Origin of the sequence: Klebsiella sp. 2680 (genome assembly GCF_900198535.1) — a bacterium.
In the GTDB taxonomy this organism is placed as follows: Bacteria; Pseudomonadota; Gammaproteobacteria; order Enterobacterales; family Enterobacteriaceae; genus Klebsiella; species Klebsiella indica.
The window spans coordinates 540,149-564,776 of record NZ_FZNJ01000002.1; the positions used below are offsets into that span (position 1 = coordinate 540,149).

The 24,628-nt window shown below is 54.4% G+C and carries 24 protein-coding genes; 11 read left to right on the forward strand and 13 right to left on the reverse strand.

The genetic code is table 11. The features are described from left to right. Positions 1-84: 84 nt before the first annotated feature. From acpP to yceD, 7 genes are all read right to left on the reverse strand, one after another. On the reverse strand, positions 85-321 hold the full coding sequence (gene acpP, locus FN037_RS09925) for an acyl carrier protein (protein ID WP_000103754.1): 237 nt from the start codon (positions 319-321) through the stop codon (positions 85-87). Between the two features lie 210 nt (positions 322-531). Next, on the reverse strand, positions 532-1,266 hold the full coding sequence (gene fabG / locus FN037_RS09930; protein ID WP_138361174.1) for a 3-oxoacyl-ACP reductase FabG: 735 nt from the start codon (positions 1,264-1,266) through the stop codon (positions 532-534). Positions 1,267-1,278: 12 nt separating this feature from the next. Beyond that, positions 1,279-2,208 carry an ACP S-malonyltransferase gene (gene fabD, locus FN037_RS09935; protein ID WP_138361173.1) on the reverse strand — a complete coding sequence of 310 codons (930 nt, stop codon included), beginning with the start codon at positions 2,206-2,208 and terminating at the stop codon, positions 1,279-1,281. Between the two features lie 15 nt (positions 2,209-2,223). Further along, positions 2,224-3,177 (reverse strand): beta-ketoacyl-ACP synthase III, encoded by a 954-nt coding sequence (locus FN037_RS09940; protein WP_138361172.1) that lies wholly within the window; start codon positions 3,175-3,177, stop codon positions 2,224-2,226. Between the two features lie 67 nt (positions 3,178-3,244). Continuing rightward, positions 3,245-4,327, reverse strand: a complete 1,083-nt coding sequence (gene plsX, locus FN037_RS09945; RefSeq protein WP_185929245.1) for a phosphate acyltransferase PlsX — start codon at positions 4,325-4,327, stop codon at positions 3,245-3,247. A gap of 197 nt (positions 4,328-4,524) precedes the next feature. After that, positions 4,525-4,698: a 50S ribosomal protein L32 gene (rpmF, locus tag FN037_RS09950; protein ID WP_000290724.1), complete on the reverse strand. Its 174-nt coding sequence runs from the start codon at positions 4,696-4,698 to the stop codon at positions 4,525-4,527. 16 nt (positions 4,699-4,714) lie between these two features. Further along, positions 4,715-5,236: a 23S rRNA accumulation protein YceD gene (gene yceD, locus FN037_RS09955; protein ID WP_138361170.1), complete on the reverse strand. Its 522-nt coding sequence runs from the start codon at positions 5,234-5,236 to the stop codon at positions 4,715-4,717. A 141-nt stretch (positions 5,237-5,377) separates the two neighbouring features. Here yceD and FN037_RS09960 point away from each other — a divergent pair, with 141 nt between their 5' ends. Both FN037_RS09960 and FN037_RS09965 read left to right on the forward strand, forming a co-directional pair. Beyond that, positions 5,378-5,962 carry a Maf family protein gene (locus tag FN037_RS09960; protein WP_138361169.1) on the forward strand — a complete coding sequence of 195 codons (585 nt, stop codon included), beginning with the start codon at positions 5,378-5,380 and terminating at the stop codon, positions 5,960-5,962. Positions 5,963-6,206: 244 nt separating this feature from the next. After that, positions 6,207-7,352 carry a dienelactone hydrolase family protein gene (locus tag FN037_RS09965; RefSeq protein ID WP_142502128.1) on the forward strand — a complete coding sequence of 382 codons (1,146 nt, stop codon included), beginning with the start codon at positions 6,207-6,209 and terminating at the stop codon, positions 7,350-7,352. A gap of 11 nt (positions 7,353-7,363) precedes the next feature. Here FN037_RS09965 and rluC read toward each other — a convergent pair whose 3' ends face one another. Next, positions 7,364-8,317 carry a 23S rRNA pseudouridine(955/2504/2580) synthase RluC gene (gene rluC, locus FN037_RS09970; RefSeq protein ID WP_171034878.1) on the reverse strand — a complete coding sequence of 318 codons (954 nt, stop codon included), beginning with the start codon at positions 8,315-8,317 and terminating at the stop codon, positions 7,364-7,366. Between the two features lie 698 nt (positions 8,318-9,015). On the opposite strand from rluC, the gene rne reads away from it, so the two are divergent. Next, complete coding sequence (rne, locus tag FN037_RS09975) at positions 9,016-12,267, forward strand: ribonuclease E (RefSeq protein WP_142502129.1); 3,252 nt, start codon at positions 9,016-9,018, stop codon at positions 12,265-12,267. 38 nt (positions 12,268-12,305) lie between these two features. On the opposite strand, the gene FN037_RS09980 is transcribed toward rne, so the two are convergent. After that, on the reverse strand, positions 12,306-13,241 hold the full coding sequence (locus FN037_RS09980) for a LysR family transcriptional regulator (RefSeq protein ID WP_142502130.1): 936 nt from the start codon (positions 13,239-13,241) through the stop codon (positions 12,306-12,308). 109 nt (positions 13,242-13,350) lie between these two features. Between FN037_RS09980 and FN037_RS09985 the strand changes: the two genes are divergently transcribed. Then, on the forward strand, positions 13,351-14,565 hold the full coding sequence (locus tag FN037_RS09985; protein ID WP_138361164.1) for an MFS transporter: 1,215 nt from the start codon (positions 13,351-13,353) through the stop codon (positions 14,563-14,565). A gap of 77 nt (positions 14,566-14,642) precedes the next feature. On the opposite strand, the gene murJ is transcribed toward FN037_RS09985, so the two are convergent. From murJ to rimJ, 4 genes are all read right to left on the reverse strand, one after another. Beyond that, the gene (murJ, locus tag FN037_RS09990; RefSeq protein ID WP_138361163.1) at positions 14,643-16,178 is read right to left on the reverse strand and encodes a murein biosynthesis integral membrane protein MurJ; all 1,536 of its coding nucleotides are present in this window, start codon (positions 16,176-16,178) and stop codon (positions 14,643-14,645) included. A gap of 112 nt (positions 16,179-16,290) precedes the next feature. Beyond that, complete coding sequence (locus FN037_RS09995) at positions 16,291-17,214, reverse strand: Gfo/Idh/MocA family protein (protein WP_142502131.1); 924 nt, start codon at positions 17,212-17,214, stop codon at positions 16,291-16,293. A 2-nt stretch (positions 17,215-17,216) separates the two neighbouring features. Then, complete coding sequence (locus FN037_RS10000) at positions 17,217-17,864, reverse strand: YceH family protein (RefSeq protein ID WP_142502132.1); 648 nt, start codon at positions 17,862-17,864, stop codon at positions 17,217-17,219. A gap of 9 nt (positions 17,865-17,873) precedes the next feature. Continuing rightward, positions 17,874-18,458, reverse strand: coding sequence for a ribosomal protein S5-alanine N-acetyltransferase (gene rimJ, locus FN037_RS10005; RefSeq protein ID WP_138361160.1), 585 nt, complete (start codon positions 18,456-18,458; stop codon positions 17,874-17,876). 229 nt (positions 18,459-18,687) lie between these two features. Here rimJ and mdtH point away from each other — a divergent pair, with 229 nt between their 5' ends. From mdtH to solA, 7 genes are all read left to right on the forward strand, one after another. Beyond that, positions 18,688-19,896 carry a multidrug efflux MFS transporter MdtH gene (gene mdtH, locus FN037_RS10010; protein ID WP_138361159.1) on the forward strand — a complete coding sequence of 403 codons (1,209 nt, stop codon included), beginning with the start codon at positions 18,688-18,690 and terminating at the stop codon, positions 19,894-19,896. 65 nt (positions 19,897-19,961) lie between these two features. Continuing rightward, positions 19,962-20,609: a glutaredoxin 2 gene (gene grxB, locus FN037_RS10015; protein ID WP_138361158.1), complete on the forward strand. Its 648-nt coding sequence runs from the start codon at positions 19,962-19,964 to the stop codon at positions 20,607-20,609. Between the two features lie 136 nt (positions 20,610-20,745). Further along, the gene (locus FN037_RS10020) at positions 20,746-21,306 is read left to right on the forward strand and encodes a lipoprotein (RefSeq protein WP_138361157.1); all 561 of its coding nucleotides are present in this window, start codon (positions 20,746-20,748) and stop codon (positions 21,304-21,306) included. A 122-nt stretch (positions 21,307-21,428) separates the two neighbouring features. After that, positions 21,429-22,475, forward strand: coding sequence for a dihydroorotase (pyrC, locus tag FN037_RS10025; protein WP_142502133.1), 1,047 nt, complete (start codon positions 21,429-21,431; stop codon positions 22,473-22,475). A 72-nt stretch (positions 22,476-22,547) separates the two neighbouring features. Continuing rightward, a complete protein-coding gene (dinI, locus tag FN037_RS10030; RefSeq protein WP_138361155.1) occupies positions 22,548-22,793 on the forward strand; it encodes a DNA damage-inducible protein I in 246 nt (81 codons plus the stop codon). Positions 22,794-23,079: 286 nt separating this feature from the next. Further along, the gene (bssS, locus tag FN037_RS10035; RefSeq protein ID WP_138361154.1) at positions 23,080-23,334 is read left to right on the forward strand and encodes a biofilm formation regulator BssS; all 255 of its coding nucleotides are present in this window, start codon (positions 23,080-23,082) and stop codon (positions 23,332-23,334) included. A 125-nt stretch (positions 23,335-23,459) separates the two neighbouring features. Next, complete coding sequence (solA, locus tag FN037_RS10040; RefSeq protein WP_138361153.1) at positions 23,460-24,578, forward strand: N-methyl-L-tryptophan oxidase; 1,119 nt, start codon at positions 23,460-23,462, stop codon at positions 24,576-24,578. The last annotated feature ends 50 nt before the right edge of the window (positions 24,579-24,628 follow it).

The following is a 24,628-nucleotide window of genomic DNA, read 5'->3' on the forward strand; positions in this document are numbered from 1 at the left end:
TCCTCCAGGGAGGGAAAATAGATTCTTGTGGGACAAAATATAGATAAAACTCAGGCGGTCGAACGACCGCCTGGAGATGCTCACTTACGCCTGGTGACCGTTGATATAATCAATGGCAGCCTGAACTGTAGTGATTTTCTCAGCTTCTTCATCCGGAATCTCAGTATCAAACTCTTCTTCCAGAGCCATTACCAGCTCAACGGTGTCAAGAGAATCAGCGCCCAGGTCTTCAACGAAGGAAGCATTGTTGGTGACTTCTTCCTGCTTAACGCCCAGCTGTTCGCCGATAATTTTCTTAACGCGTTCTTCGATAGTGCTCATACTCTTAAATTTCCTATCAAAACTCGCTTTCGCGATGGTTTTCGTAGTGTATAAAATGTTGAAAAATTTGCAACTAAATCCCGGCAGGTCTTACCACGATTTTACGTTATTTTGAGGCCATATCCCCTAATAACGCAAATCATTTTGCACAAAACATCGCAGGGAACTGCACGGACTGCGCGGTTCCTGAACGTTTTGCGCAAAACTCGATCAGACCATATACATTCCGCCGTTGACGTGAAGGGTTTCACCGGTGATGTAACTCGCTTCGTCAGAGGCTAAAAATGCAACCGCACTGGCAATTTCATTTGGAGAGCCAAGGCGCCCCGCAGGAACAGCCGCCAGCGTACCCGCACGCTGCTCATCAGTCAGCGCACGCGTCATGTCCGTTTCAATAAAGCCCGGAGCAACAACGTTTACAGTAATACCACGGGACGCAACTTCGCGAGCCAGTGATTTACTGAAGCCAATCAGACCCGCCTTCGCCGCAGCGTAGTTGGCCTGACCCGCATTTCCCATGGTACCAACCACAGAACCGATAGTGATAATACGCCCATAACGCTTTTTCATCATAGCGCGCATTACCGCTTTTGACAGACGGAAAACAGATGACAAATTGGTGTCGATGATATCGTTCCACTCGTCATCTTTCATGCGCATTAACAGGTTATCACGAGTGATCCCGGCATTATTTACCAGGATATCAACTTCACCAAATTCTGCGCGAATATTTCCAAGAACAGATTCAATAGATGCAGGATCGGTCACATTCAGCAGCAAACCTTTGCCGTTCGCACCTAAATAATCGCTAATCGCCTGTGCGCCGCTTTCGCTGGTCGCAGTACCGATAACTTTCGCGCCACGGGCAACGAGCGTTTCAGCGATTGCGCGGCCAATACCGCGACTTGCACCGGTGACCAGCGCGATTTTTCCTTCAAAACTCATGGTATTCCTCTTTTATTGCTCAAGCGCCGCAGACAGGCCCGCCGGCTCGTTAAGCGCGGAGGCTGTCAGGGTGTCAACAATACGTTTAGTCAGACCGGTGAGGACCTTACCCGGCCCCACTTCATACAGATGCGTTACGCCCTGCGCTGCCATAAACTCAACGGTTTTGGTCCACTGAACCGGGCTGTAAAGCTGACGGATCAAGGCATCGCGGATAGCATCGGGCGCGGTTTCGCTTTTCACATCAACGTTGTTCACCACCGCAATCGTCGGCGCGTTAAAGGTGATTTTTTGCAATTCAACGGCCAGTTTTTCCGCCGCTGGTTTCATCAGCGCGCAGTGTGACGGTACGCTGACCGGCAGCGGCAGCGCACGTTTAGCGCCCGCCGCTTTACAGGCGGCGCCGGCACGTTCGACGGCCTCTTTGTTACCGGCGATAACCACCTGGCCCGGCGAGTTAAAGTTCACCGGTGAAACAACCTGCCCTTGAGCAGACTCTTCGCAGGCTTTGGCAATCGCCGCATCGTCGAGGCCAATAATCGCCGACATCGCGCCAGTGCCTTCCGGCACCGCTTCCTGCATAAACTTACCGCGCATTTCAACCAGACGCACGGCGTCGGCAAAATCGATCACGCCCGCGCAGACCAGCGCAGAATATTCGCCGAGGCTGTGGCCCGCCAGCAGAACAGGGGCTTTACCGCCCTGCGTCTGCCAGACGCGATACAGCGCGACAGACGCGGTCAGCAGCGCCGGTTGCGTCTGCCAGGTTTTATTCAGCTCTTCCGCCGGGCCCTGCTGCGCAAGCGCCCACAGATCGTAACCCAACGCCGCAGAGGCTTCACGGAATGTCTCTTCGATGACCGGGTAAGCCGCCGCCATATCCGACAGCATCCCGACACTCTGAGAACCCTGTCCCGGGAACACAAAAGCAAATTGCGTCATGTTTAAATCCTTATACTAAAAACGAACCAGCGCGGAACCCCAGGTGAAACCACCACCGAAGGCTTCCAGCAGAATCAACTGACCACGCTCGATGCGACCATCACGAACCGCCTCATCCAGCGCGCAGGGAACAGAAGCCGCCGACGTATTGCCATGCCGGTCAAGGGTTATCACCACGTTGTCCATCGACATCCCCAGTTTCTTCGCCGTGGCGCTGATAATACGCAGGTTAGCCTGATGCGGCACCAGCCAGTTCAGCTCAGAACGTTCGAGATTATTCGCCGCTAAGGTCTCATCAACGATATGCGCCAGCTCGGTCACCGCGACTTTAAAGACTTCGTTGCCCGCCATCGTCAGATAAATTGAATTTTCCGGCTCGACGCGATCGGCGTTCGGCAGCGTCAGTAGTTCGCCGTAGCTGCCATCCGCATGCAAATGCGTTGAGATAATTCCCGGTTCTTCAGAAGCCCCCAGCACCACTGCACCCGCGCCATCGCCGAAGATAATAATTGTTCCGCGATCGGCGGGATCGCAGGTACGCGCCAGAACATCCGCGCCAATAACCAGCGCATAATCAACCGCGCCATTTTTTACGTATTGATCGGCAACGCTTAACGCGTAGGTAAACCCTGCGCACGCCGCGGCAACATCAAACGCCGGACAACCTTTAACACCCAGCATTGATTGAATCTGGCAAGCTGAGCTGGGGAACGCATGGGTTCCGGAGGTGGTCGCAACAACAATCAGACCAATTTGCTCCGGCTTAACGCCCGCCATATCCAGCGCATTCTTAGCGGCTGCAAAGCCCATAGTAGCGACTGTTTCATTCGGTGCGGCAATACGGCGTTCGCGGATACCGGTACGAGTCACAATCCACTCGTCAGTCGTATCAACCATTTTTTCCAAATCGGCGTTAGTACGCACTTGCTCAGGCAGATAGCTGCCGGTGCCAATAATCTTCGTATACATGTACGCTCAGTCACTCTTGGGTAATATACCTGGTTTAGTCAAACTGTGAGGCGTCGATCGTATCCGGTCACCCGGGTCCGTGACCCGGCGTTTCCGTTTGGGCGCTCTCAGGCCGTTCGAAACCTGTAGGGTATAAAGATTCCAGGCGAGCGGCGATTCGCTGGGGAACCTGCCGCTGCACCGCCTGCACCGCCTGTTCTATCGCGACGCAAAAAGCGCGCTGATTAGCAGCCCCGTGGCTTTTAATCACCGAGCCGCGCAATCCTAACAGACAAGCACCATTATACTGGTCGGGGTTGAGGTGACTGAATCGCCTCGACAGGCTTTTTTGTAACCAACGCTTTAATAAAAGCAACCACCACGACCTTTTTTTCCCCTCTCCCTGTAATTTCAACAGTGAAAGGAACATTCTGACAACACCTTCCATCGTTTTTAATGTGACGTTGCCTGTGAATCCATCACAAACCAGAACATCCGTCTTCCCCGTCAATAATTCATTGGCTTCCAGATAGCCGATATAATTCAGGGTCGGCAACGTTTTCAAGACGGCTGCCGCATCGCGAATACTGCTGAGACCTTTCGTCTCTTCTTCACCAATATTCAGCAGCGCAACGCGGGGATTCTTAATGCCGATAACTTCTTCGGCAAGAACGGCCCCCATCACGGCAAACTGCACCAGCATCGTACTATCGCAATCGACGTTGGCGCCTAAGTCAAGCACCACCGTTTTGCCCTTTAACTGATGCGGTAACATCGTGACCAGCGCCGGGCGCTCAATCCCGTCAATAGGCCTGAGCAACAGCTTGGCCAGCCCCATCAGCGCGCCGGTATTTCCTGCGCTCACACAGGCTTCCGCCCGCCCTTCTTTCACTAACTCCAGCGCCATGCGCATTGAGCTACCGCGACTGGCGCGAATCGCTTGTGCGGGACGAGCATCACTGGCAATAACTGACTGCGCAGGAATAACCTGTAAACGCGAACGTTGCTCGAAATCAGCTTTGGCGAGTAATGGTACGATTGCGTCGGGATCGCCGACTAAAAGGAGTGTAAGTTGTGAGTTAGAATTCAGTGCCTGCAAAGCTGCAGGCACCGTCACGGAAGGGCCAAAATCCCCACCCATGACATCTAACGCCAGGGTTAGACGTGTCAAAGTATCGTCGCTGCCCGGTTCAGTTATTCCCCGGTCACCCAGGGAAATCCTCACTAAGCTTCATCACGCGTTTACTCTTTGTCTTTCACGTTGCAAGGGGGTGACTGCGCGCATTCACGCCAGTTACATCATCTATGCTACCGGCGCGCTCTCGCTTGCCTCTTTTTGCAACGCGAAATCCATGGAGTAATGCGTGATTACTTAGCGATTACCTTGCGGCCGCGGTAAAAACCGTCGGCAGTGATGTGGTGACGCAGGTGTTTTTCACCAGAAGTTTTGTCTACAGACAGGCTGGTGACAGCGGTCAGCGCGTCATGTGAACGACGCATGCCACGTTTGGAACGGGTTGGTTTATTCTGTTGTACGGCCATGGACCTTACTCCTCAATTACTTATGCTTTAAGCTGGCTAATACGGCAAATGGGTTCGGCTTTTGTGCCTCTTCAGGCAGTTCACCAAAGACCATGTCCGCGTCGGACACTTCACAGTGTTCAGAATCATGCACCGGAACTACAGGCAAGGAGAGGATAATTTCATCTTCAACCAGCGCCAGCAGATCGATTTCACCGAATTCGTTAACCTCAATCGGCTCATACGCTTCCGGCAGTGCTTCGGCCTGTTCGTCATTTCTGACGGGGCTGAAACAATACGTTGTGTGGACATGATGAGAGAACGGTTTCCCGCAACGCTGACATTCGAGGGTTACTGACACCGTCGCATCGCCGCGTAAAACGGCAAGACGCTGGTTATCAATAGCGAACGACATGCTACATTCCACATCACTGTCCACGCTGACAACAGAATCAGCGACACGCACAGCCTGATCACGAGTATAGATACCCTGGTAATCTAAGCGTTTTTGAGCCGTGCGAACCGGATCGAGAGTCAGGGGTAATTTTACCTTTTGCATAGGGCGCGCATATTAACTTTGTAACGTCATAGAGTCAAAGAAAAAGGCAGCCTCAGGTTGCCTTTTGCCATTTATTCGCACACATTGCGGCGCATAGTTTAAAATGATGCACTGCGAAGCGCTATATGTGGATGAAAAAATATGTCTGAACTGATCCTCGCGTCAACCTCCCCCTGGCGGCGGATGCTGCTGGAAAAGCTGTCGGTCTCTTTTGCCTGCGCGGCGCCGGAGGTTGATGAAACGCCGCTGCCCGGCGAACCGGCGCGCCAGCTGGTGATGCGCCTGGCGCAAGCTAAAGCGCAGGCCCTCGCCGAGCGCTATCCACAACACCTTATTATAGGCTCCGATCAGGTTTGCGTCCTGGATGGCGAAATTACCGGTAAGCCGCACACGGCGGAAAATGCCCATCGTCAGTTGAAGAAAGCCAGCGGCACCATCGTGACGTTTTATACCGGGCTGGCGTTATACAATTCAGCCAGGGGTCATTTACAAACCGAATGTGAACCCTTTGATGTTCATTTTCGCCATTTAAGCGACCAGGAAATTGACAGCTATATTCGCAAAGAAAATCCGTTAGCCTGTGCCGGAAGTTTCAAAAGCGAGGGTTTAGGCATCACGCTTTTCGAACGCCTGGAAGGACGCGATCCGAACGCGCTGGTCGGTTTACCGCTAATCGCCTTATGTCAGATGCTGCGTCGGGAAGGATTTAATCCGCTGCTTGCCTAAGGAGACAGAAAACGGGAATCAGGGATTTCACCGCCCGCCCCCGATTCCTGCGCCCTTTTCTTTATGCCAGCGCGACCCGTTCATCCGACAGGCCCGCCTGGCGGTGCGGCAAGCAGCACAACACGCCCACACTACGGGGTGTTATCGACTCCTTTATTGTCTTGTCGATCACAGTTTATTTCTCTGCCTCCATTACAATCCACACAATAATGAAACGTCGTTTTATTTTAAAAATGGAGCCCCGATGAATAGTCGCGTCGCGCTTTTAGCTATTACCCTGCTGGCCGCCGCCAGCGCCAACGCCGATGACTGGCAGCGTCAAGGTGTGGTAGACGGCAATCTCCCCGCCTCCTGGCAACAGTTGAAAGCACAAATGACTTACCCGGATTCCTGGCTCTCTGGCCGCTATAGCGATTTTAATCACTGGCGACAGCATGCTCGTCAACTGCTTCGGCAATCTCTGCTCACGCCTGATTCAACCATCCCCTTTGATCCGCAGACGATCATGACGGAAGATCGCGGAAGTTATCTCGCCGAAAAAATCGCGCTCAATATCACCGACGATAATCGAATCGCCGCCCTGATGTTGACGCCAAAATCCGCAGGCCCTCACCCGGCGATCGTTCTGCTTCACGATCATGGCGCTAAGTTTGATATCGGTAAGGAAAAGCTCATTCGCCCATGGAATAATGCCGCGCAGTTAGCCAGCGCCCAGGCGTGGGCGGATAAATTTTTCACCGGTAGATTCATCGGTGACGAACTGGCAAAGCGCGGTTATCTCGTGATCGCCATTGATAGCCCAGGCTGGGGAGATCGCGGGCCTATGGTTTACGAACAGCAGCAGGCGCTGGCCAGCAACTATTTTAATCTTGGACGCTCGCTGGCCGGTGAAATGGCCTACGAAGATCTGCGCACCGTCGATTTTCTCACTACGCTCAAAAAAGTTGACAGTACACGAATCGGGGTGCTGGGTTTCTCGATGGGAGGCTTTCGCGCCTGGCAACTTGCCGCGCTCTCCGATAATGTGGCCGCCACTGCCGTTATCTCCTGGTTTGGCACCAGGAGCGGCCTGATGCAAGCGGGTAATAACATCCTGCGCGGTCAATCGGCATTTTATATGCTGCACCCGGGCTTATCCACGCGTCTGGATATCCCCGATATCGCCAGCATTGCGGCGCCAAAACCGATGCTTATTTATAGCGGTGGTCAGGATAAGCTGTTCCCGGCTGAGGCCGTAAACGATGCCTTCGCAAAAGTACGCAGCGTCTGGGCATCACAAAAAGCGCAGGACCGACTTGAAACGAAAACGTGGCCGGAACTGGGCCACGTCTTTTATAAAGAGCAGCAGGATGCGGTTTTCCCCTGGCTGGATAAGTGGCTTAAACCCTGAACTGCTGCGGATTATTTCGTGCTACGCAATACCTGCAGACAGCGCTTTAGCTGATTATCCAGCGGCGCTTCAATACGCAGCACCTCGCCACTTCCCGGATGCGTAAACTTCAGCGCGGCGGCATGCAGGAACAGGCGATTAAGGCCCGTTCCTGCCAGTTGCTTGTCGAATTCACGATCGCCATAGCGATCGTCGAACGCGATGGGGTGACCAGCATATTGTGTGTGCACACGAATCTGGTGCGTACGCCCGGTTACCGGGCTGCAGCGTACCAGCGTGGCATGCGTATAACGCTCTTCGACTTTAAAACGCGTCTCCGAGGGTTTCCCCTCCTGGTTTACCCGCACAATACGTTCACCGCTTTGCAGAATGTTTTTCAGCAAGGGCGCCTGCACCACTTTCATATGCGACTGCCACTGGCCGCGCACCAGCGCCAGATAATCCTTCTGCATCCCTTTCTCGCGCAGTTGCTCGTGCAGCGAACGCAGCGCCGAACGCTTTTTCGCCACCAGCAAAACGCCAGATGTGTCGCGATCGAGGCGATGCACCAGTTCCAGGAAACGGGCCTCCGGGCGCAACGCCCGCAAGCCTTCAATCACGCCAAAACTCAGGCCGCTGCCGCCGTGCACTGCCGTGCCGGAAGGTTTGTTAAGCACCAGAATATGTTCATCTTCATAGAGAATCACATCAGCCAGCGCAGCCACTTTTTGCAAATGCGGCGACACCGCCTCTTCTTCTTTCTCTGCCACCCGCACAGGCGGGATACGCACTTCGTCGCCGGCTTCCAGTTTATACTCCGGCTTAACGCGTTTTTTGTTCACCCGCACCTCGCCTTTACGCAAGATGCGATAAATCATGCTCTTCGGTACGCCTTTCAGTTGCGTACGCAAAAAGTTGTCGATACGTTGCCCGGCTTCATCATCAGCAATGGCAACCATTTTTACGCTTGGGATCTCAGTTTTCATGGTGCGCGATTCTAAATATCCCTGCGCATTAGCGCCACTCATTTTTATATGCTTATATTTATCATCATCCGCATATCATCACATGCTCCTCCGGTATTTTGTTGGTTATTAGAACAATCTGTATACACAGGTGAAAAAACGGTGAGTAAGCGGGAAATAAAAGGTGAAAGTCAACTTGCTATAACGCGCTCAGCAATGGAATAATGGTGCAGTTTTCCGTGCTGAACCTTGTTAGAACAAGAAATTAGCGGAATGACCAATTTTGTCTGACCGTTCATCCACGCAGCAATGGCGTAAGACGTATTGATCTTTCAGACAGTTAGCGGGCTGCGGGTTGCAGTCCTTACCGGTACAGGCTCTATGGATTTCACATCGCAGGAAGGCGTCAACTTCCGGGTTCCCCGGATGTTCATCTCAGTCTGATGATTAAGGTGAGCAAGTTAAGCCACTTTGCCTGCAACGTGAAAAACATTGAGTATAAATGGAATCTTCTCTGGTGATACATCCCAGGCAGTTCCCCTGATAATTGCATTGTGTTTCCGTTTGAAATACAGGCAACCGACACTCTGCGCCTCTTAAGCGCGCGACAACCGTGAGGTTGGCGACGTGAAACAGACACGAGGCCATCGGTTTCTCCCGGTAAGGCGTTACTCTGCCCGCAGCTTAGTCGTCAATGTAAGAATAATGAGTAAGTTACGATGAAAAGAATGTTAATCAACGCAACTCAGCAGGAAGAGTTGCGTGTCGCCCTTGTTGATGGGCAACGCCTGTACGACCTGGATATCGAAAGCCCCGGGCACGAACAGAAAAAAGCGAACATCTACAAAGGCAAAATCACACGTATTGAACCGAGCCTCGAAGCCGCATTTGTTGATTATGGTGCCGAGCGTCATGGTTTCCTCCCTCTCAAAGAAATTGCCCGCGAATACTTCCCTGCCAGCTACAATTCCCATGGCCGTCCAAACATTAAGGATGTGCTGCGTGAAGGTCAGGAAGTTATTGTGCAGATTGATAAAGAAGAACGCGGCAATAAAGGCGCCGCGCTGACCACGTTTATCAGCCTGGCGGGAAGTTATCTGGTATTAATGCCGAACAACCCGCGTGCTGGTGGTATTTCGCGCCGTATTGAGGGTGATGATCGCACCGAGCTTAAAGAAGCGCTGGCCAGCCTTGAGCTGCCGGAAGGCATGGGACTTATCGTACGTACCGCTGGCGTCGGCAAATCCGCCGAGGCGCTGCAGTGGGACTTAAGTTTCCGCCTGAAGCACTGGGAAGCCATTCAGAAAGCCGCTGAAAGTCGCCCTGCTCCGTTTCTGATCCACCAGGAAAGCAACGTGATTGTCCGCGCCTTTCGCGACTATCTGCGTCAGGATATCGGCGAAATCCTTATCGACAACCCAAAAGTGCTTGAGCTGGCTCGCCAGCATATCGCGGCGCTGGGGCGTCCGGATTTCAGCAGCAAAATCAAACTGTACACCGGCGAAATCCCGTTGTTCAGCCACTACCAAATCGAATCGCAGATTGAATCCGCATTCCAGCGCGAAGTTCGTCTGCCTTCCGGCGGTTCTATCGTTATTGATAGCACAGAAGCGCTGACCGCTATCGATATCAACTCCGCACGGGCAACCCGCGGCGGCGATATCGAAGAAACGGCGTTCAACACTAACCTTGAAGCGGCCGATGAAATCGCCCGCCAGCTGCGTCTGCGCGACCTCGGCGGTCTGATCGTAATCGACTTCATCGATATGACTCCGGTACGCCACCAGCGCGCGGTGGAAAATCGCCTGCGTGAAGCCGTGCGTCAGGACAGAGCGCGTATCCAGATCAGCCATATTTCACGTTTTGGCCTTCTGGAGATGTCGCGCCAGCGTTTGAGCCCGTCGCTGGGCGAATCCAGCCACCACGTCTGCCCGCGCTGTAGCGGCACAGGCACTATCCGCGATAACGAGTCTTTGTCGCTCTCCATTCTGCGTTTGATTGAAGAAGAGGCGCTGAAAGAGAACACCAAAGAAGTGCACGCGATTGTGCCCGTACCGATTGCCTCTTACCTGCTGAACGAAAAACGTGCTGCGGTCAGCGCGATTGAAAACCGTCAGACGGATGTGCGCGTCATCATCGTGCCAAACGACCAGATGGAAACGCCGCACTACTCTGTTCTGCGCGTGCGTAAAGGCGAAGAGACCTCGACCCTGAGCTATCTGCTGCCGAAGCTGCACGAAGAAGAGATGGCGTTACCTTCGGATGAAGAACCTGCCGAACGTAAACTTCCTGAGCAACCGGCGCTGGCCGCGTTTGTGATGCCGGATGTGCCTCCTGCGCCGGCACAGGAAGCCCCGGCTAAAGCGCCAGTGGTCACCAGCGCCCCGGTGGCGCCTCACGTTTCTGTCCCTGCGCAACCGGGTCTGATTTCACGCTTCTTCAGCGCGCTGAAAAATATGTTCTCCGGCGCGGATGAGGCCAAACCGGCCGCAACGCCGGTCGAGAAGAAAAGCGAAGAGAAATCCGGTCGTCAACAGGAGCGTCGCAAACCTCGCGCAAACAACCGGCGAGATCGTAACGATCGTCGCGAGAACCGTGATAATCGCGCTGAAAATGGCGACGTTCGTGAACCTCGTGAAGAAAACCGACGCAATCGTCGTGAGAAACCGCAAAACGTCGAGCCGCGCGAGTCTCGTCAGACCGTGAACGAAGACAGCGAAAAAGGCAAAACCCGCGACGAGCAGCAGCCGCGTCGTGAACGTAATCGTCGTCGTAACGATGACAAGCGCCAGGCGCAACAGGAAGCAAAAGCGCAAACCCGTGAAGAGCCGGTAGCACAGGATAGCGAGCAGGAAGAGCGGGTTCAGACGATGCCACGTCGCAAACCGCGCCAGCTGGCACAGAAGGTGCGCATTGAATCCGCTGCGGCAGACGTCGCCGAAGCGGTCGTTGCCGGGCAAACAGACGCCTCTCAGCCGGAAGCCGTTGCCCCACGCACTGAACTGGCAAAAGTCGATCTGCCAGCGGTTGTTGAGACCACAGCAACAGCGGAGAGCGACGATAACGGTGAAGCTCGTGAGACTAACGGAATGCCGCGTCGTTCGCGTCGTTCACCACGCCATCTGCGCGTAAGCGGCCAGCGTCGCCGTCGCTACCGTGATGAGCGTTACCCGACACAATCCCCGATGCCGCTGGCCGTTGCCTGCGCATCGCCGGAAATGGCGTCTGGCAAAGTGTGGATCCGTTACCCGGTTGTTCGTCCACAGGACCAGCAGCAAGAAGAGGCCCAGGTTCAGGATCAGGCACTGACCGCTGCGGCAGTCGCGCCGGAAGTTACACCCGCGGTTAGCGCAGAACCGGTTGTCGCGGAAGTCATCGCGCCTGACGTTGTTGAAGAAAATGCTGTGAATCCGGCAGAGGTTGAGGTTATTGAGCCGCAGGCGACGATCAGCGAGCCTGACGTTGCGGTGGTCGAAACAACTCATCCGGACGTTATCGCTGCCCCGGTTGATGAACAGCCGCAGTTGATTGCAGAGGTTGACCAGGCCGTCGCCGATGACGTTGCCGCCGAAGCCGTAGAGGCCGTTGCACAAGAGGCTACCACTGAAACCGCTGCACACGACGCAGCCGGAGCGGAAGCGGCGATCGTCGCTCAGGCGCCTGTTGTCGTCGAAGACACGGTTACTGCCGTTGAGGACGCCCCTGTGGTTTCCGCGCCGGTGGCAGCCCCGGTTGCGGAATCGGTTGTTGAACCAAAACCTGACACCGCCGCTCCGGTTGTCGTGGTGGGAAATCGTCATGCGACCGCGCCGATGACCCGAGCCCCGGCACCTGACTACGTGCCGGAGGCGCCTCGCCAGAGCGACTGGGTTCGCCCGAAATTTGCTTTTGATGGCAAAGGCGCCGCTGGCGGCCATAGCGCAACCCGTACAGCCACGGCGGAACCAACCCGCCCGCATCCTGTAGAGTAACGTCTGCACCTGAAAACCGGCCCCTGCGGCCGGTTTTTTTATTCAGCTTCCGGCCTCTGCATTCCGGCAACCTGCGGCATCACCGCTCTCATCAGATCAAGAAATTTACGCAAGCGCATCGGATAATAGCGTGCCCAGGGATACACAAGATGCACCGGCAGCGAAGGTGCCCGCCACTGTGGAAATAGCTCAATCAGTCGCCCGGCGGCAATATCCTCCACAACCGCCCAGCTCGAAACGATCGCCGCGCCCAGCCCGGCTACGGCGGTATTACGGGCGACATGCACGCTATCCGTGCTCAGACAGGGGGCAATGCCAAAGGTGATAAGCTGGTTATCAACCTGAGATTGCAGCATCACCTCGTGCTGATAAAAGGTGCTGATCGCCACCCACGGTAATACTGACATCTCCCGTGGGGATGTTAATGCCGGATAGCGCGCCAGCAGCGTCGGCGAGGCGACCACGCTACGTGGCACCTCGGCCAACAATACTGATACCGTCGCCGGGTCCACTTCCGCCCCCACGCGAATCGCGCAGTCGATACCCTCACTCAGGAAATCGACGGTCTTGTCATTCAGCATCCACTCGACAGAAAGTTCAGGATAGCGCTGGAGAAAATTCACCAGCGGTCCCAGTAACTGCTGTTGACCAAATGCATGCGGTGCCCGCACTCTTAATACTCCGACAGGCCGGTCATCGGCGATATGCAAATCGTCCTCCAGCGCCAGCCAGGCATCGACAATCTGACGAGCATGCTGATAACAGCGTTCACCGTCATCAGTCAGTTTCATTGCATGGGTGGTACGCAGAATCAGCTTGACGCCCAGCAGCCCTTCCAGAGACTGGAGCCGTCGACTTACCGTCGCCTGCGTGGTATTCATCTGTATCGCCGCCGCGGAGAGCGAACCCGCCTCAACGATACGAATAAATGTACGCATCAGCGCAATACGATCTATACGTTCCTGCTTCTTCATTTTTATTTTTCCTATACGTTTAGCGTATAACCGTTTTACCACCGGGCCATCTACCGCATCTGGCCTATTAGGGGAAAAATAGCGCCATCGTTTTTACAAGGAACATACCATGACACCGACTCCACTCTCCTCCCGCAATGCCGGGTGGGTCATCTTCATCCTCGCCCTGGGCGCCGGCTTCAGCGTTGCTTCAATCTATTATGCGCAACCGCTTCTGCCGCTGATAGGGGCCAATATGCAACTAAGCGTCGAAGGTATGGGTCTGGTGCCGACGTTGACTCAGGCAGGCTACGCGCTGGGGATCCTTTTTCTGCTTCCTCTCGGTGATCGCCATGATCGCAGAACGCTCATTCTGATGAAAAGCGCCGCCCTGGCCGTACTTCTGTTGTTATGTAGTCTCACCGGGCAACTCAGCACTCTGCTGATTGTCAGCCTGCTTATTGGTATGGCGGCAACCATGGCGCAGGATATCGTACCGGCAGCCGCTATCCTGGCGCCGGCGGGCAAACAAGGTAAAATGGTTGGCACAGTCATGACCGGCCTGCTGTTGGGGATCCTGCTCTCCAGAACCGTCAGTGGTCTGGTGGGGGCAATATTCGGCTGGCGAGTCATGTATCAGGCCGCTGCGATCAGTATCGCGCTCATTGGCGTGCTAATGTGGCGCGTCCTGCCGCGTTTTGCGATTCATTCCACCCTGAGCTACCCGCAGTTGATGAAGTCAATGGCACACCTGTGGCAGCGCTATCCTGCGCTGCGCCGTGCCGCACTGGCGCAGGGCTTCCTGTCCGTCGCCTTCAGCGCATTCTGGTCAACACTGGCGGTTATGTTGCTGGCGCGCTATCAGATGGGCAGCGCGGTGGCTGGCGGCTTTGGTATTGCCGGTGCCGCCGGGGCGCTCGCTGCGCCGCTGGCCGGTGGTCTGGCCGATAAATTGGGCGCGGGAAAAGTCACGCAAATGGGCGCGGCGCTGGTGACTGCATCGTTCGCCCTGATGCTCCTGCTGCCTGTCCTGCCTCCGCATGGCCAGTTGATGCTGATTGCCATCTCGGCTGTTGGTTTTGACCTTGGGCTGCAATCCAGCCTGGTGGCCCACCAGAATCTGGTTTATGGCCTGGAGCCTCAGGCCCGTGGTCGCCTTAACGCACTGCTGTTCACCGGCGTATTTATTGGGATGTCGCTGGGTTCAATCCTCGGCAGCAAATTGTATGTGCTGGCAGGCTGGGGCGGCGTGGTTATCCTGGGGATCATCAGCGGCGCGGTTGCGCTTGGTATTCGTTTGCTCGAAAGCGCCAGAGTGCTCTCAGCCCAGCGAGAGGACAAATAAACATTCTCCCGTTCATATAACCAAAAGCCGCTCTGCCATGACGCAGAGCGGCTCCATTTTCAACCCGACACGGCAACTCAGACAGTACGGCGGGCGAACTCTTTAATGCGGAACCCCAGCAACAGCAGCGTCGCAAAATAGGCGATGACGCCAGCCGCCACCACGACCATCAAACGCAACAGGCGAAACGGCATCGTCCCCTGCGACCACTCCGGCATCACGGACATCACCCCCAGCAGTGCCACAGCCATCACAATCACCGCTATCACTAAGCGCAGCAGGAACATAAACCAGCCCGCCTGAGGCGTGAAAATTTTCTGCTTCCGCAGTTGCCAGTAGAGCAGCGCAGCGTTGAGGCAGGCAGCCAGGCCAATTGATAATGACAGGCCCGCGTGCTTCAGCGGGCCAATAAATGCCAGGTTCATCACCTGCGTCATAATCAGGGTAACGATGGCAATTTTCACCGGGGTTTTTATGTCCTGCCGCGAATAGAATCCCGGGGCCAGTACTTTCACTACAATAAGCCCCATCAGTCCGACGGAATACGCCACCAGCGCGCGTTGCGTCATCACTGCATCGAAAGCGGTAAATTTGCCGTACTGGAATAACGCGACCGTCAACGGTTTAGCAAGTATGCCCAACGCCACGGCGCTCGGCAGCGCGAGCAGAAAGCACAGGCGCAATCCCCAGTCCATTAAGCGGCAGTACTCGTCGTGATCGCCGCTGGCGAAACTTTTCGACAGCGAAGGCAACAGAATGGTCCCCAGCGCCACGCCCAGCACACCGGACGGAAACTCCATCAGACGATCGGCGTAATACATCCAGGAAACGGAGCCGGAAACCAGAAATGAAGCAAAAATGGTATTAATGATCAGTGAAATCTGGCTGACGGAAACGCCAAGGATCGCCGGCCCCATTTGTTTCATGACCCGCATCGCGCCCGCATCTTTAAAATTAATTCGCGGCAGTACCAGCATGCCAATTCTTTTCAGATGCGGCAGTTGCCAGGCGAGCTGCAACACGCCGCCAACCGTCACCGCCCACGCCATGGCCAACATCGGCGGATGAAAGTATGGCGCCGCAAACAGGGCAAAACCGATCATACTGACGTTAAGAAGCGTCGGCGCAAAGGCCGGAACCGAAAAACGGTTCCAGGTATTGAGAATCGCGCCCACCAGCGAGGCCAGAGAAATCAGCAGAATATAGGGAAATGTAATACGCAGCAGTTGTGTGGTCAGCGTGAATTTATCGGGCGTATCGGCAAAGCCCGGCGCGGTAATGGCAATCACCCATGGCGCTGCCAGCATACCGGCAACGGTCACCAGCGCCAGTACCAGCGTCAACAGTCCCGACACATAGGCCACGAAAACGCGCGTTGCATCCTCGCCCTGTTTGTTTTTATATTCAGCCAGAATCGGCACAAAGGCCTGAGAAAAAGCGCCCTCAGCAAAAATACGCCGTAAAAGGTTTGGCAGTTTAAACGCGACAAAGAAAGCGTCAGTTGCCATCCCTGCGCCAAAAATACGTGCCACAATCGCATCGCGAGCAAAACCCAGCACGCGCGAAAACATGGTCATCGAACTGACTGCCGCCAGTGATTTTAAAAGATTCATTAACGTATTATTCCAAAACCCTGGAGTAAAACGCCCGCAATGGCGGGCGCGGGAAAGTGGCGATAGTCTACCGGGTTCATACTGAATTACTACTGTCAGATGTTACAACGGATTATTCGCTCATCGCTTCGCGCCACAGCTTTTCCACGATGCGCTGAGCCAGAAGCGCCTGTTCTCCGGATGTTTCAGGAACTGTCTGATTTTGCACACATTCAATAAAGTGCCGCGCGCAACCGGTAAATCCTCGCTGCTCCTGGGTGGTCTGCCAGCCGGGAACAGGACGCTGGAGCACACCGCTTCCCCGCTCCTCCTGCCACTCCCGCATATCCCGTACTTCATATAATCCGCCATCGCTCACCGCCTGTACCCACTCCCGCTGGCTTCCGGCGCGACGGTGCATACTGGTGGTGATCTGTAGCGGGCCGGAACTGAAATGATGTTCTGCATACAACATTTCACCTTGCGCCGTGGTTTGTAGCGCCCCGCCGCGCAAACGCGCTTGCCCGCCCGCCAGCCACAGAGCGGTATCGACCACATGCAGATAATCATCCAATAACGTGAAACGCAGATCGTGACCCACGCTATCGCTACGATGTTTATCCATTCGCAGCGACGCCGCATGCGTAAGTTGCGTTTTAAGTTCACGATACAGCGGAGCAAAACGGCGGTTAAAACCGACCATCAGCGTGAGATTGCGGCGGGCCGCCAGTTCAACCAACGCCTCCGCGTCGCTAAGCTTATCCGCCAGCGGTTTATCAACGCAGACATGAACGCCAGCATTAAGCAACCGACTCACCACGTCATAATGTGAAGTCGTCGAACTGTGGACGAATACGGCGTCACATTGCGCCGCCAACAGATCCAAAGAATCGGCATAGGGTATACGCCAGGTTTCACAGATACGCAGCGCTTTCTCTTTCCCCGGGGACCACGCCGCCTGTAGCGTCCAGCCGTCCGCGGGGCCCAGGACCGGCAGCCAGGCCTTTTGCGCGATACCACCTAAACCCACAACGCCGACGCGTAGCTTCGCCGCCATACTTAATCTCCCAAATGAGCGAGCAGTGAATCCAGCCGTGCTTTTAATTCTGCGACTTCCTCCTCCAGCGCTTCAACCCGGGCCTGAAGATCGTCGCCCGGCAGCGAAACGACGTCAGCCGTAGCGATAAATGAATCCATATCGTCGCAGAACAGATGCATATAGCGACTTTCACGTTTTCCCGGCTCACGCGGCAGACGCGCGACATACGGCCCATCTTCCCGCGCCGCCAGGTTATCAAGGACGCTTTCCACTTCCGCCATATCGCTGAATTCATACATTCTTTGCGCGCGACTACGTAGCTCGCCTGGCGTCTGCGCGCCGCGCAGCAGCAAGGTGGTCACAATAGCGACCTCAGCGGCAGTTAATTTCAGGTCGCCAAATTCTGAGTTGCAGAAACGCTGTTCATATTTCGTCACCCGATTGCCAAAACCGCTGACCGTACGCAAATAATGCCGCTTCACTAACGTATCAAGCAGATCCTGGACCGCACTTTCGCTTAGCGACATCACCGGTTCACGGTTCGTTTTCTGGTTACAGGCGGTCACAACCGCATTGACCGACAGAGGATACTGTTCCGGCGTAGTGACCTGCTTCTCCAGCAGGCAGCCAATGACGCGCGCTTCATGCGCGGTTAACTGATATTTCATGATGTCTCCTTAGCGACCCGGGGTCCAGTCCTGTGTTGTCAACGCCGTCAGTACGTGATCGCGCCACTGCCCGTCGATCAGCAGGTAATCTTTGGCGTATCCCTCTTTTTCAAAGCCCAGACGCGCCAGCAAATCGCCGCTGCGCTGATTATGCGGCATATAGTTTGCCATTATGCGATGAATATGTTGTGTACGCTGCATATAGCGAATTGCCGCGGTCAGCGCTTCAAACATCAGCCCCTGCCCTTGACACTTTTCCGCAATGGAATAGCCCAGATAGCAGGCATGGAACGACCCGCGCACAACATTGGAAAAATTCGCCACGCCGATAATCTCTTTTTCTTCCGGATCGAGAAGCGCAAAATAGAATGCCGAACCCTGTTTATGAAACTCCGATATCATCGATAACCGCGCCTGCCAGCCGGACGGATAACAGTGGCTGTCATCGCGCACGGGCTCCCAGGGTTTTAAGAACCCTTTATTCTCCGCGTAATAATCGGCCAGACGCCAGGCGTCACGATCGTGAACCAGCCGGACCACCAGCCGATCCGTCGTCAAACGTACCTTCGGTACGTTACTGCGATAGCCAAACATTTCCCTCTCCTGTTCCCCTGACGCAATACATACTGACTTCACTATACCTGTCCTGCACGGTGGTGTGAAAACAGCAACATACCATTTTCTGCACCATCTCTGCTTTTCGATGAATAGCGTCTATCGTTCTTGCATTTTGATAAAAAAATATTGTCGCCAGTTTGCTGGGAAAATAGCCATTAACCCCGCAAAATATCAGCGCTTATTCTTATCTTTCCCGGGAGGGGAAATGTCCCGCGTATCGCAGGCAAGGAGCCTGGGTAAATATTTCCTGTTAGTCGATAACATGCTGGTGGTGCTCGGTTTTTTCGTTGTATTCCCACTGATCTCTATTCGCTTCGTCGACCAGATGGGCTGGGCGGCGCTAACGGTCGGAATAGCCCTTGGCTTGCGCCAGCTTGTACAGCAAGGATTTGGTATATTTGGCGGTGCAATTGCCGACCGTTTCGGCGCCAAACCGATGATTGTTACCGGTATGCTGATGCGCGCTGCCGGCTTCGCGGCCATGGCCATCGCCCATGAACCGTGGGTATTGTGGCTATCCTGTGTGCTTTCCGGCCTCGGCGGCACGTTGTTCGATCCGCCTCGCGCCGCGCTGGTGGTCAAACTGGTGCGCCCTCAGCATCGTGGGCGTTTTTTTTCTGTTCTGATGATGCAGGACAGCGCGGGCGCGGTAGTCGGCGCGCTGTTGGGTAGCTGGTTGTTGCAATATGATTTTCGTCTGGTTTGTAGCGCCGGCGCGGCGCTGTTTATCGCCTGTGCGGCATTCAATGCCTGGTATCTCCCGGCCTGGAAACTGTCGACGGTAAAAGCACCGGTTCGCGAAGGGCTGGGGCGCGTGCTGCGCGACAAACGCTTTGTCACTTACGTTCTGACGCTGACGGGTTACTACATGCTGGCGGTGCAGGTGATGTTAATGCTGCCGATCATGGTTAACGACATTGCCGGTTCGCCGTCGGCGGTGAAATGGATGTATGCCATTGAAGCAACCATTTCGCTCACCCTGCTTTACCCCATTGCCCGCTGGAGTGAAAAGCGTTTTCGCCTTGAGCAGCGCCTGATGGCCGGTCTGTTAGTGATGACCCTCGCGATGATGCCGATCGGCTTAACCAGCAACCTGCAGCAGCTGTTTACCCTGATCTGTGTGTTTTATATTGGCTCAATTATTGCGGAACCTGCACGTGAAACGCTGGGCGCTTCGCTGGCGGATGCCAGGGCGCGCGGCAGCTATATGGGTTTTAGTCGTTTAGGACTGGCCTTTGGTGGCGCTTTCGGCTATGCCGGTGGCGGCTGGTTGTTCGACGCCGGTAAAGCGGCATCTCAGCCCGCGCTGCCGTGGCTAATGCTGGGCGTTATCGGACTGGCCACCTTCGTCGCATTATGGTGGCAATTCAGTTCAAAGCGCTCAACGCCCCGCATGCTGGAGCCGCGTACCTGAGTTGCCGGTCCTTTGTTTCTCCTCCATACTGAATTGAGGATGTTCAGTACCAATGGAGGAGAAACGTGAAGTTATATATCTACGATCACTGCCCGTTCTGCCTTAAAGCCCGCATGATTTTCGGCCTGAAAAACATTCCTGTCGAGCTGATCACGCTCCTGAACGATGATGAATCAACACCCACCCGACTGATCGGGGAAAAAATGGTTCCGATCCTGCAAAAAGACGATAGCCGTTACATGCCTGAAAGTATGGATATCGTGCACTATGTCGATAAACTGGACGGCAAACCGCTACTTACCGGCTCGCGTAACCCGGCCATCGACACCTGGCTGCGAAAGGTCAACGGTTATGTTAACCGCCTGCTGCTCCCGCGCTTTGCAAAATCGGCGTTCGATGAGTTCTCAACGCCAGAAGCGCGTGCCTGGTTTGTGAATAATAAAGAAGCGGCAATCGGCAGTTTCACCGACCATCTTGCGCATTCACCCGGTCTGGTAAAGAACATCAGCGACGATCTGCGCGCGCTGGATAAACGAATAGTCCAGCCAAATGCCGTCAACGGTGATCTGTCCGAAGATGATATTCATCTCTTCCCGCTACTGCGGAACCTGACGCTGGTCGCCGGCGTAAACTGGCCAAGCCGCGTGGCCGCCTATCGTGATAATATGGCCAAACAGACGCAGATAAATCTGCTGTCATCCATGGCCATCTAAAAAGAAGGCAGCGAAAGGTCTGGCCGTTCGCTGCCATTCAGGCGCGTTTTCAGTATTTTCCGCTAGCACTTCCTGCGCTGGCCGACCATGCTGCTTTATGTCAGGATGAACCCATGGCATGACATTAAGGAACCCAATGAAAAAGATGTTTATCGTGGCCGCGCTTATGGTTATCGGCCTGCTGAGCGGCTGTAACCAGCTTACGCAGTATTCCGTGAGCGAGCAGGAGATCAACCAGGCGCTGCAGAAACGTAACCATTTCGCCAAAGACATTGGCCTGCCGGGCGTAGCGGATGCCCATATTGAACTGCAAAACCTTACCAGCGCCATTGGCCGGGAAGAACCCAACAAGGTGACGCTAAGCGGAGAAGCCAATTTAGATCTCAATTCATTATTCGGCAATCAGAAAGCAACCATCGACCTGAAGCTCAAGGCACTGCCGGTATTTAATCAAGAGAAAGGGGCCATTTTCCTGCAGGAGATGGAGGTCGTTGATGCAAAAGTTCAGCCTGAGAAGCTCCAGTCCGTTGTGCAAACGCTGATCCCTTATCTCAATCAGTCCCTGCGCAGCTATTTTAATCAACAGCCTGCCTACGTACTGCGCGAAGATGCCAGCACCGGTGAAGCGCTGGCTAAGAAATATGCTAAAGGTATAGAGGTGAAGCCAGGGGAAATCATTATCCCGTTCACCGATTAGTTCTCCGGGCGCTGACGCGCCCGTTTTTTTGCGGAAATGGGTGCAAAGGAAAACGTTTACGCTTATCCTTAGTGCCCGGCAAAAACAGCCCTGATGACTGAACCTACTAGCCGGAGCCTTCCATGACAGCACAATCCCAGGTATTGAAAATCCGCCGCCCTGACGACTGGCATATCCATCTGCGAGATGACGATATGTTACAAACCGTCGTGCCATATACCAGTGAATTCTATGGCCGGGCGATCGTGATGCCGAATCTGGTGCCGCCTGTCACCACCGTAGACGCCGCCATCGCCTATCGCCAGCGTATTCTTGCTGCCGTCCCTGCGGGCCACGATTTTACGCCGCTGATGACCTGCTATCTGACCGATACGCTCGAACCGGCGGAGCTGGAGCGCGGATTCAACGAAGGCGTATTCACTGCCGCCAAACTCTATCCCGCCAATGCCACCACCAACTCCAGCCATGGCGTCACCAGTACCGATGCGATTATGCCGGTGCTGGAGCGCATGGAAAAACTGGGGATGCCGCTGCTGGTTCACGGGGAAGTTACCCATCCTGATATCGACATTTTCGACCGGGAGGCGCGTTTCATTGACACGGTCATGGAGCCGCTGCGCCAGCGTCTCCCGGGCCTGAAGGTTGTCTTCGAACATATCACCACCAAAGATGCCGCTGAATATGTACGCGACGCCAATGAACTGCTGGCGGCCACCATCACCCCGCAGCACCTGATGTTTAACCGTAACCATATGCTGGTTGGCGGGGTGCGCCCTCATCTCTACTGCCTGCCGATTCTGAAACGCAACATCCACCAGCAAGCTTTGCGTGAACTGGTCGCCAGCGGTTTCAACCGCACTTTCCTCGGAACGGACTCCGCGCCGCACGCCCGCCATCGTAAAGAAGCCAGTTGCGGATGCGCCGGCTGTTTCAACGCGCCAACCGCGCTGGGTAGTTACGCGACGGTGTTTGAAGAGATGAACGCCCTGCAGCACTTTGAAGCCTTTTGTTCGCTCAATGGCCCGCGTTTTTACGGACTGCCGGTCAATGAAGGCTACGTTGAGCTGGTGCGCGAGGAAAGCAAGGTGGCGGAAACAATTCCCCTGCCAGGCGATGCGCTGGTTCCGTTCCTCGCCGGTGAAACCGTGCGCTGGACAATGAAAAAATAAAAATCTCGCTCCCTGTTGTAAACGCGCAATAATAACTGTATAAATAAACAGCACATTACGCAGGGGGCAATTATGCGCATTGAAGTGTCCATCGCCAAATCAACAGCTCTACCCAATGGTGCCTTAGAAGCGCTGAACAATGAACTCTCCCGCCGTATCGAACAGCAGTTCCCCGCAATATCCAGTGAGGTGAGCGTACGCTATGCGGCTAATAATAATCTGTCGGTTATCGGCGGCCTGAAAGAAGATAAAGACCGGATTAGTGAAATCCTGCAAGAAACCTGGGAAAGCGCCGATGACTGGTTTGTCCACGACTAGTCAATTAACTTTGCTCCCTCATTGTGCTGTTTTTTTGCCGGGTCGCCCCGGCTTTTTTATTTTTCAGACTCATACATCCTCCTGATACTTCTGTTTAGTGTCTTCAAAAATAACAAAGAACCGATACTTTTTTGCGCAAAAAATCAACAAATGATAGCGTATGTACCTTCTGTTCCATTTAATTTCTCGAGTTTATTCTTGACTACTGATATAATTAACTTGCTTCAGAAAACGCGCATTAAACCTCGATAACTGTTGTCTTTTAACATATGAATAAGGGGTTATGATGGAAAAGAATAATGAAGTCATCCAGACCCATCCCCTCGTCGGATGGGACATCAGCACCGTAGACAGTTACGATGCGCTGATGTTGCGCTTACACTACCAAAACCCCACTCAAGAAAGCAGTAAAGACGCAGAAATTGGCCAGACGCTATGGCTAACGACGGACGTCGCACGTCAGTTTATTTCTATTCTGCAAGCCGGTATTGCGAAGATTGAATCTGGCGAATACCAGGAAAATGAGTATCGCAGACATTAGTATTACCGCCATGATGTCTAAATATTCACTAAACAGGCACCCCAGGGTGCCTGAATTATTTTCGGGCTTGTATAACAACAGGTTGTTAATTACCCTGCTTATAAAGCAATAACCCGGAACGCACCATGCAATACGATCTTATCATCCTCGGTAGCGGCTCAGTCGGCGCCGCAGCTGGTTATTATGCACGGCAGGCAGGGCTCAACGTCCTGATGATCGATGCGCATCAGCCTCCACATCGGGAAGGCAGCCATCATGGCAGTACGCGTCTCATTCGTCATGCCTACGGCGAAGGCGAGAAATATGTCCCTCTGCTATTACGCGCGCAAAAGCTGTGGGATGAATTTGCCGCAGCCAGCGGCGAAACCGTTTTTGAACCAACCGGTGTCATAAACCTGGGGCCTGCCGGTTCTGAATTCCTGCGTAACGTCGCCAGCAGTGCAGCCCAGTTCCAGCTAGATGTCGAGGAAATGGACGCACGAGCGGTTATGGCTCGCTGGCCGGAAATTCGTGTGCCAGATGATTATCGGGCGATATTTGAACCCGCCTCCGGCGTACTGCGCAGCGAACTGGCCGTTGAAACCTGGATTCGTCTCGCCCGCGAAGCGGGAGCCGCACAGCTGTTTAATTGCCCGGTCTCGGCCATTCACCCGCAATCGCATGGCGTGACGGTCGAGACGATAGAGGGTGAGTACAGCGGTAAAAAATTGCTGGTCAGCGCCGGAACCTGGGTCACGCGCCTTCTGCCTGAGCTCCCTGTTCAGCCCGTACGTAAAGTTTTCGCCTGGTTCCAGGCGGATGGACGTTACAGCAGCAAAAATAACTTCCCGGCATTTACCGGCGAGTTAGCCAACGGCGATCAGTTTTACGGTTTTCCGGCGGAAGATAACGAACTGAAAATCGGAAAGCACAACGGCGGGCAGCGCATTTCCGCCCCGGAAGAGCGTACAGCGTTTGGCAGCGTGGCGACGGATGGCTCGGAGTCTTTCAACTTCTTGCGTAACGTGTTGCCCGGTATTGGCGGCTGCCTGCATGGCGCATCCTGTACCTACGATAACACCGTCGATGAAGACTTTATTATTGATACTCTTCCCGGTCAGCCCAATACGCTGTTGATTACGGGCCTCAGCGGGCACGGTTTTAAGTTCGCCCCGGTGCTAGGGGAACTGGCTACCCGGTTCGCGCTTGGAGCGCCCTTTGAGTTTGATCTGACGCCCTTTTCACTGGCGCGATTTACGTTATAAGCGCCCGATTTACTGGTGAGCAAAAAACAACGGCCTCAATTGAGGCCGTT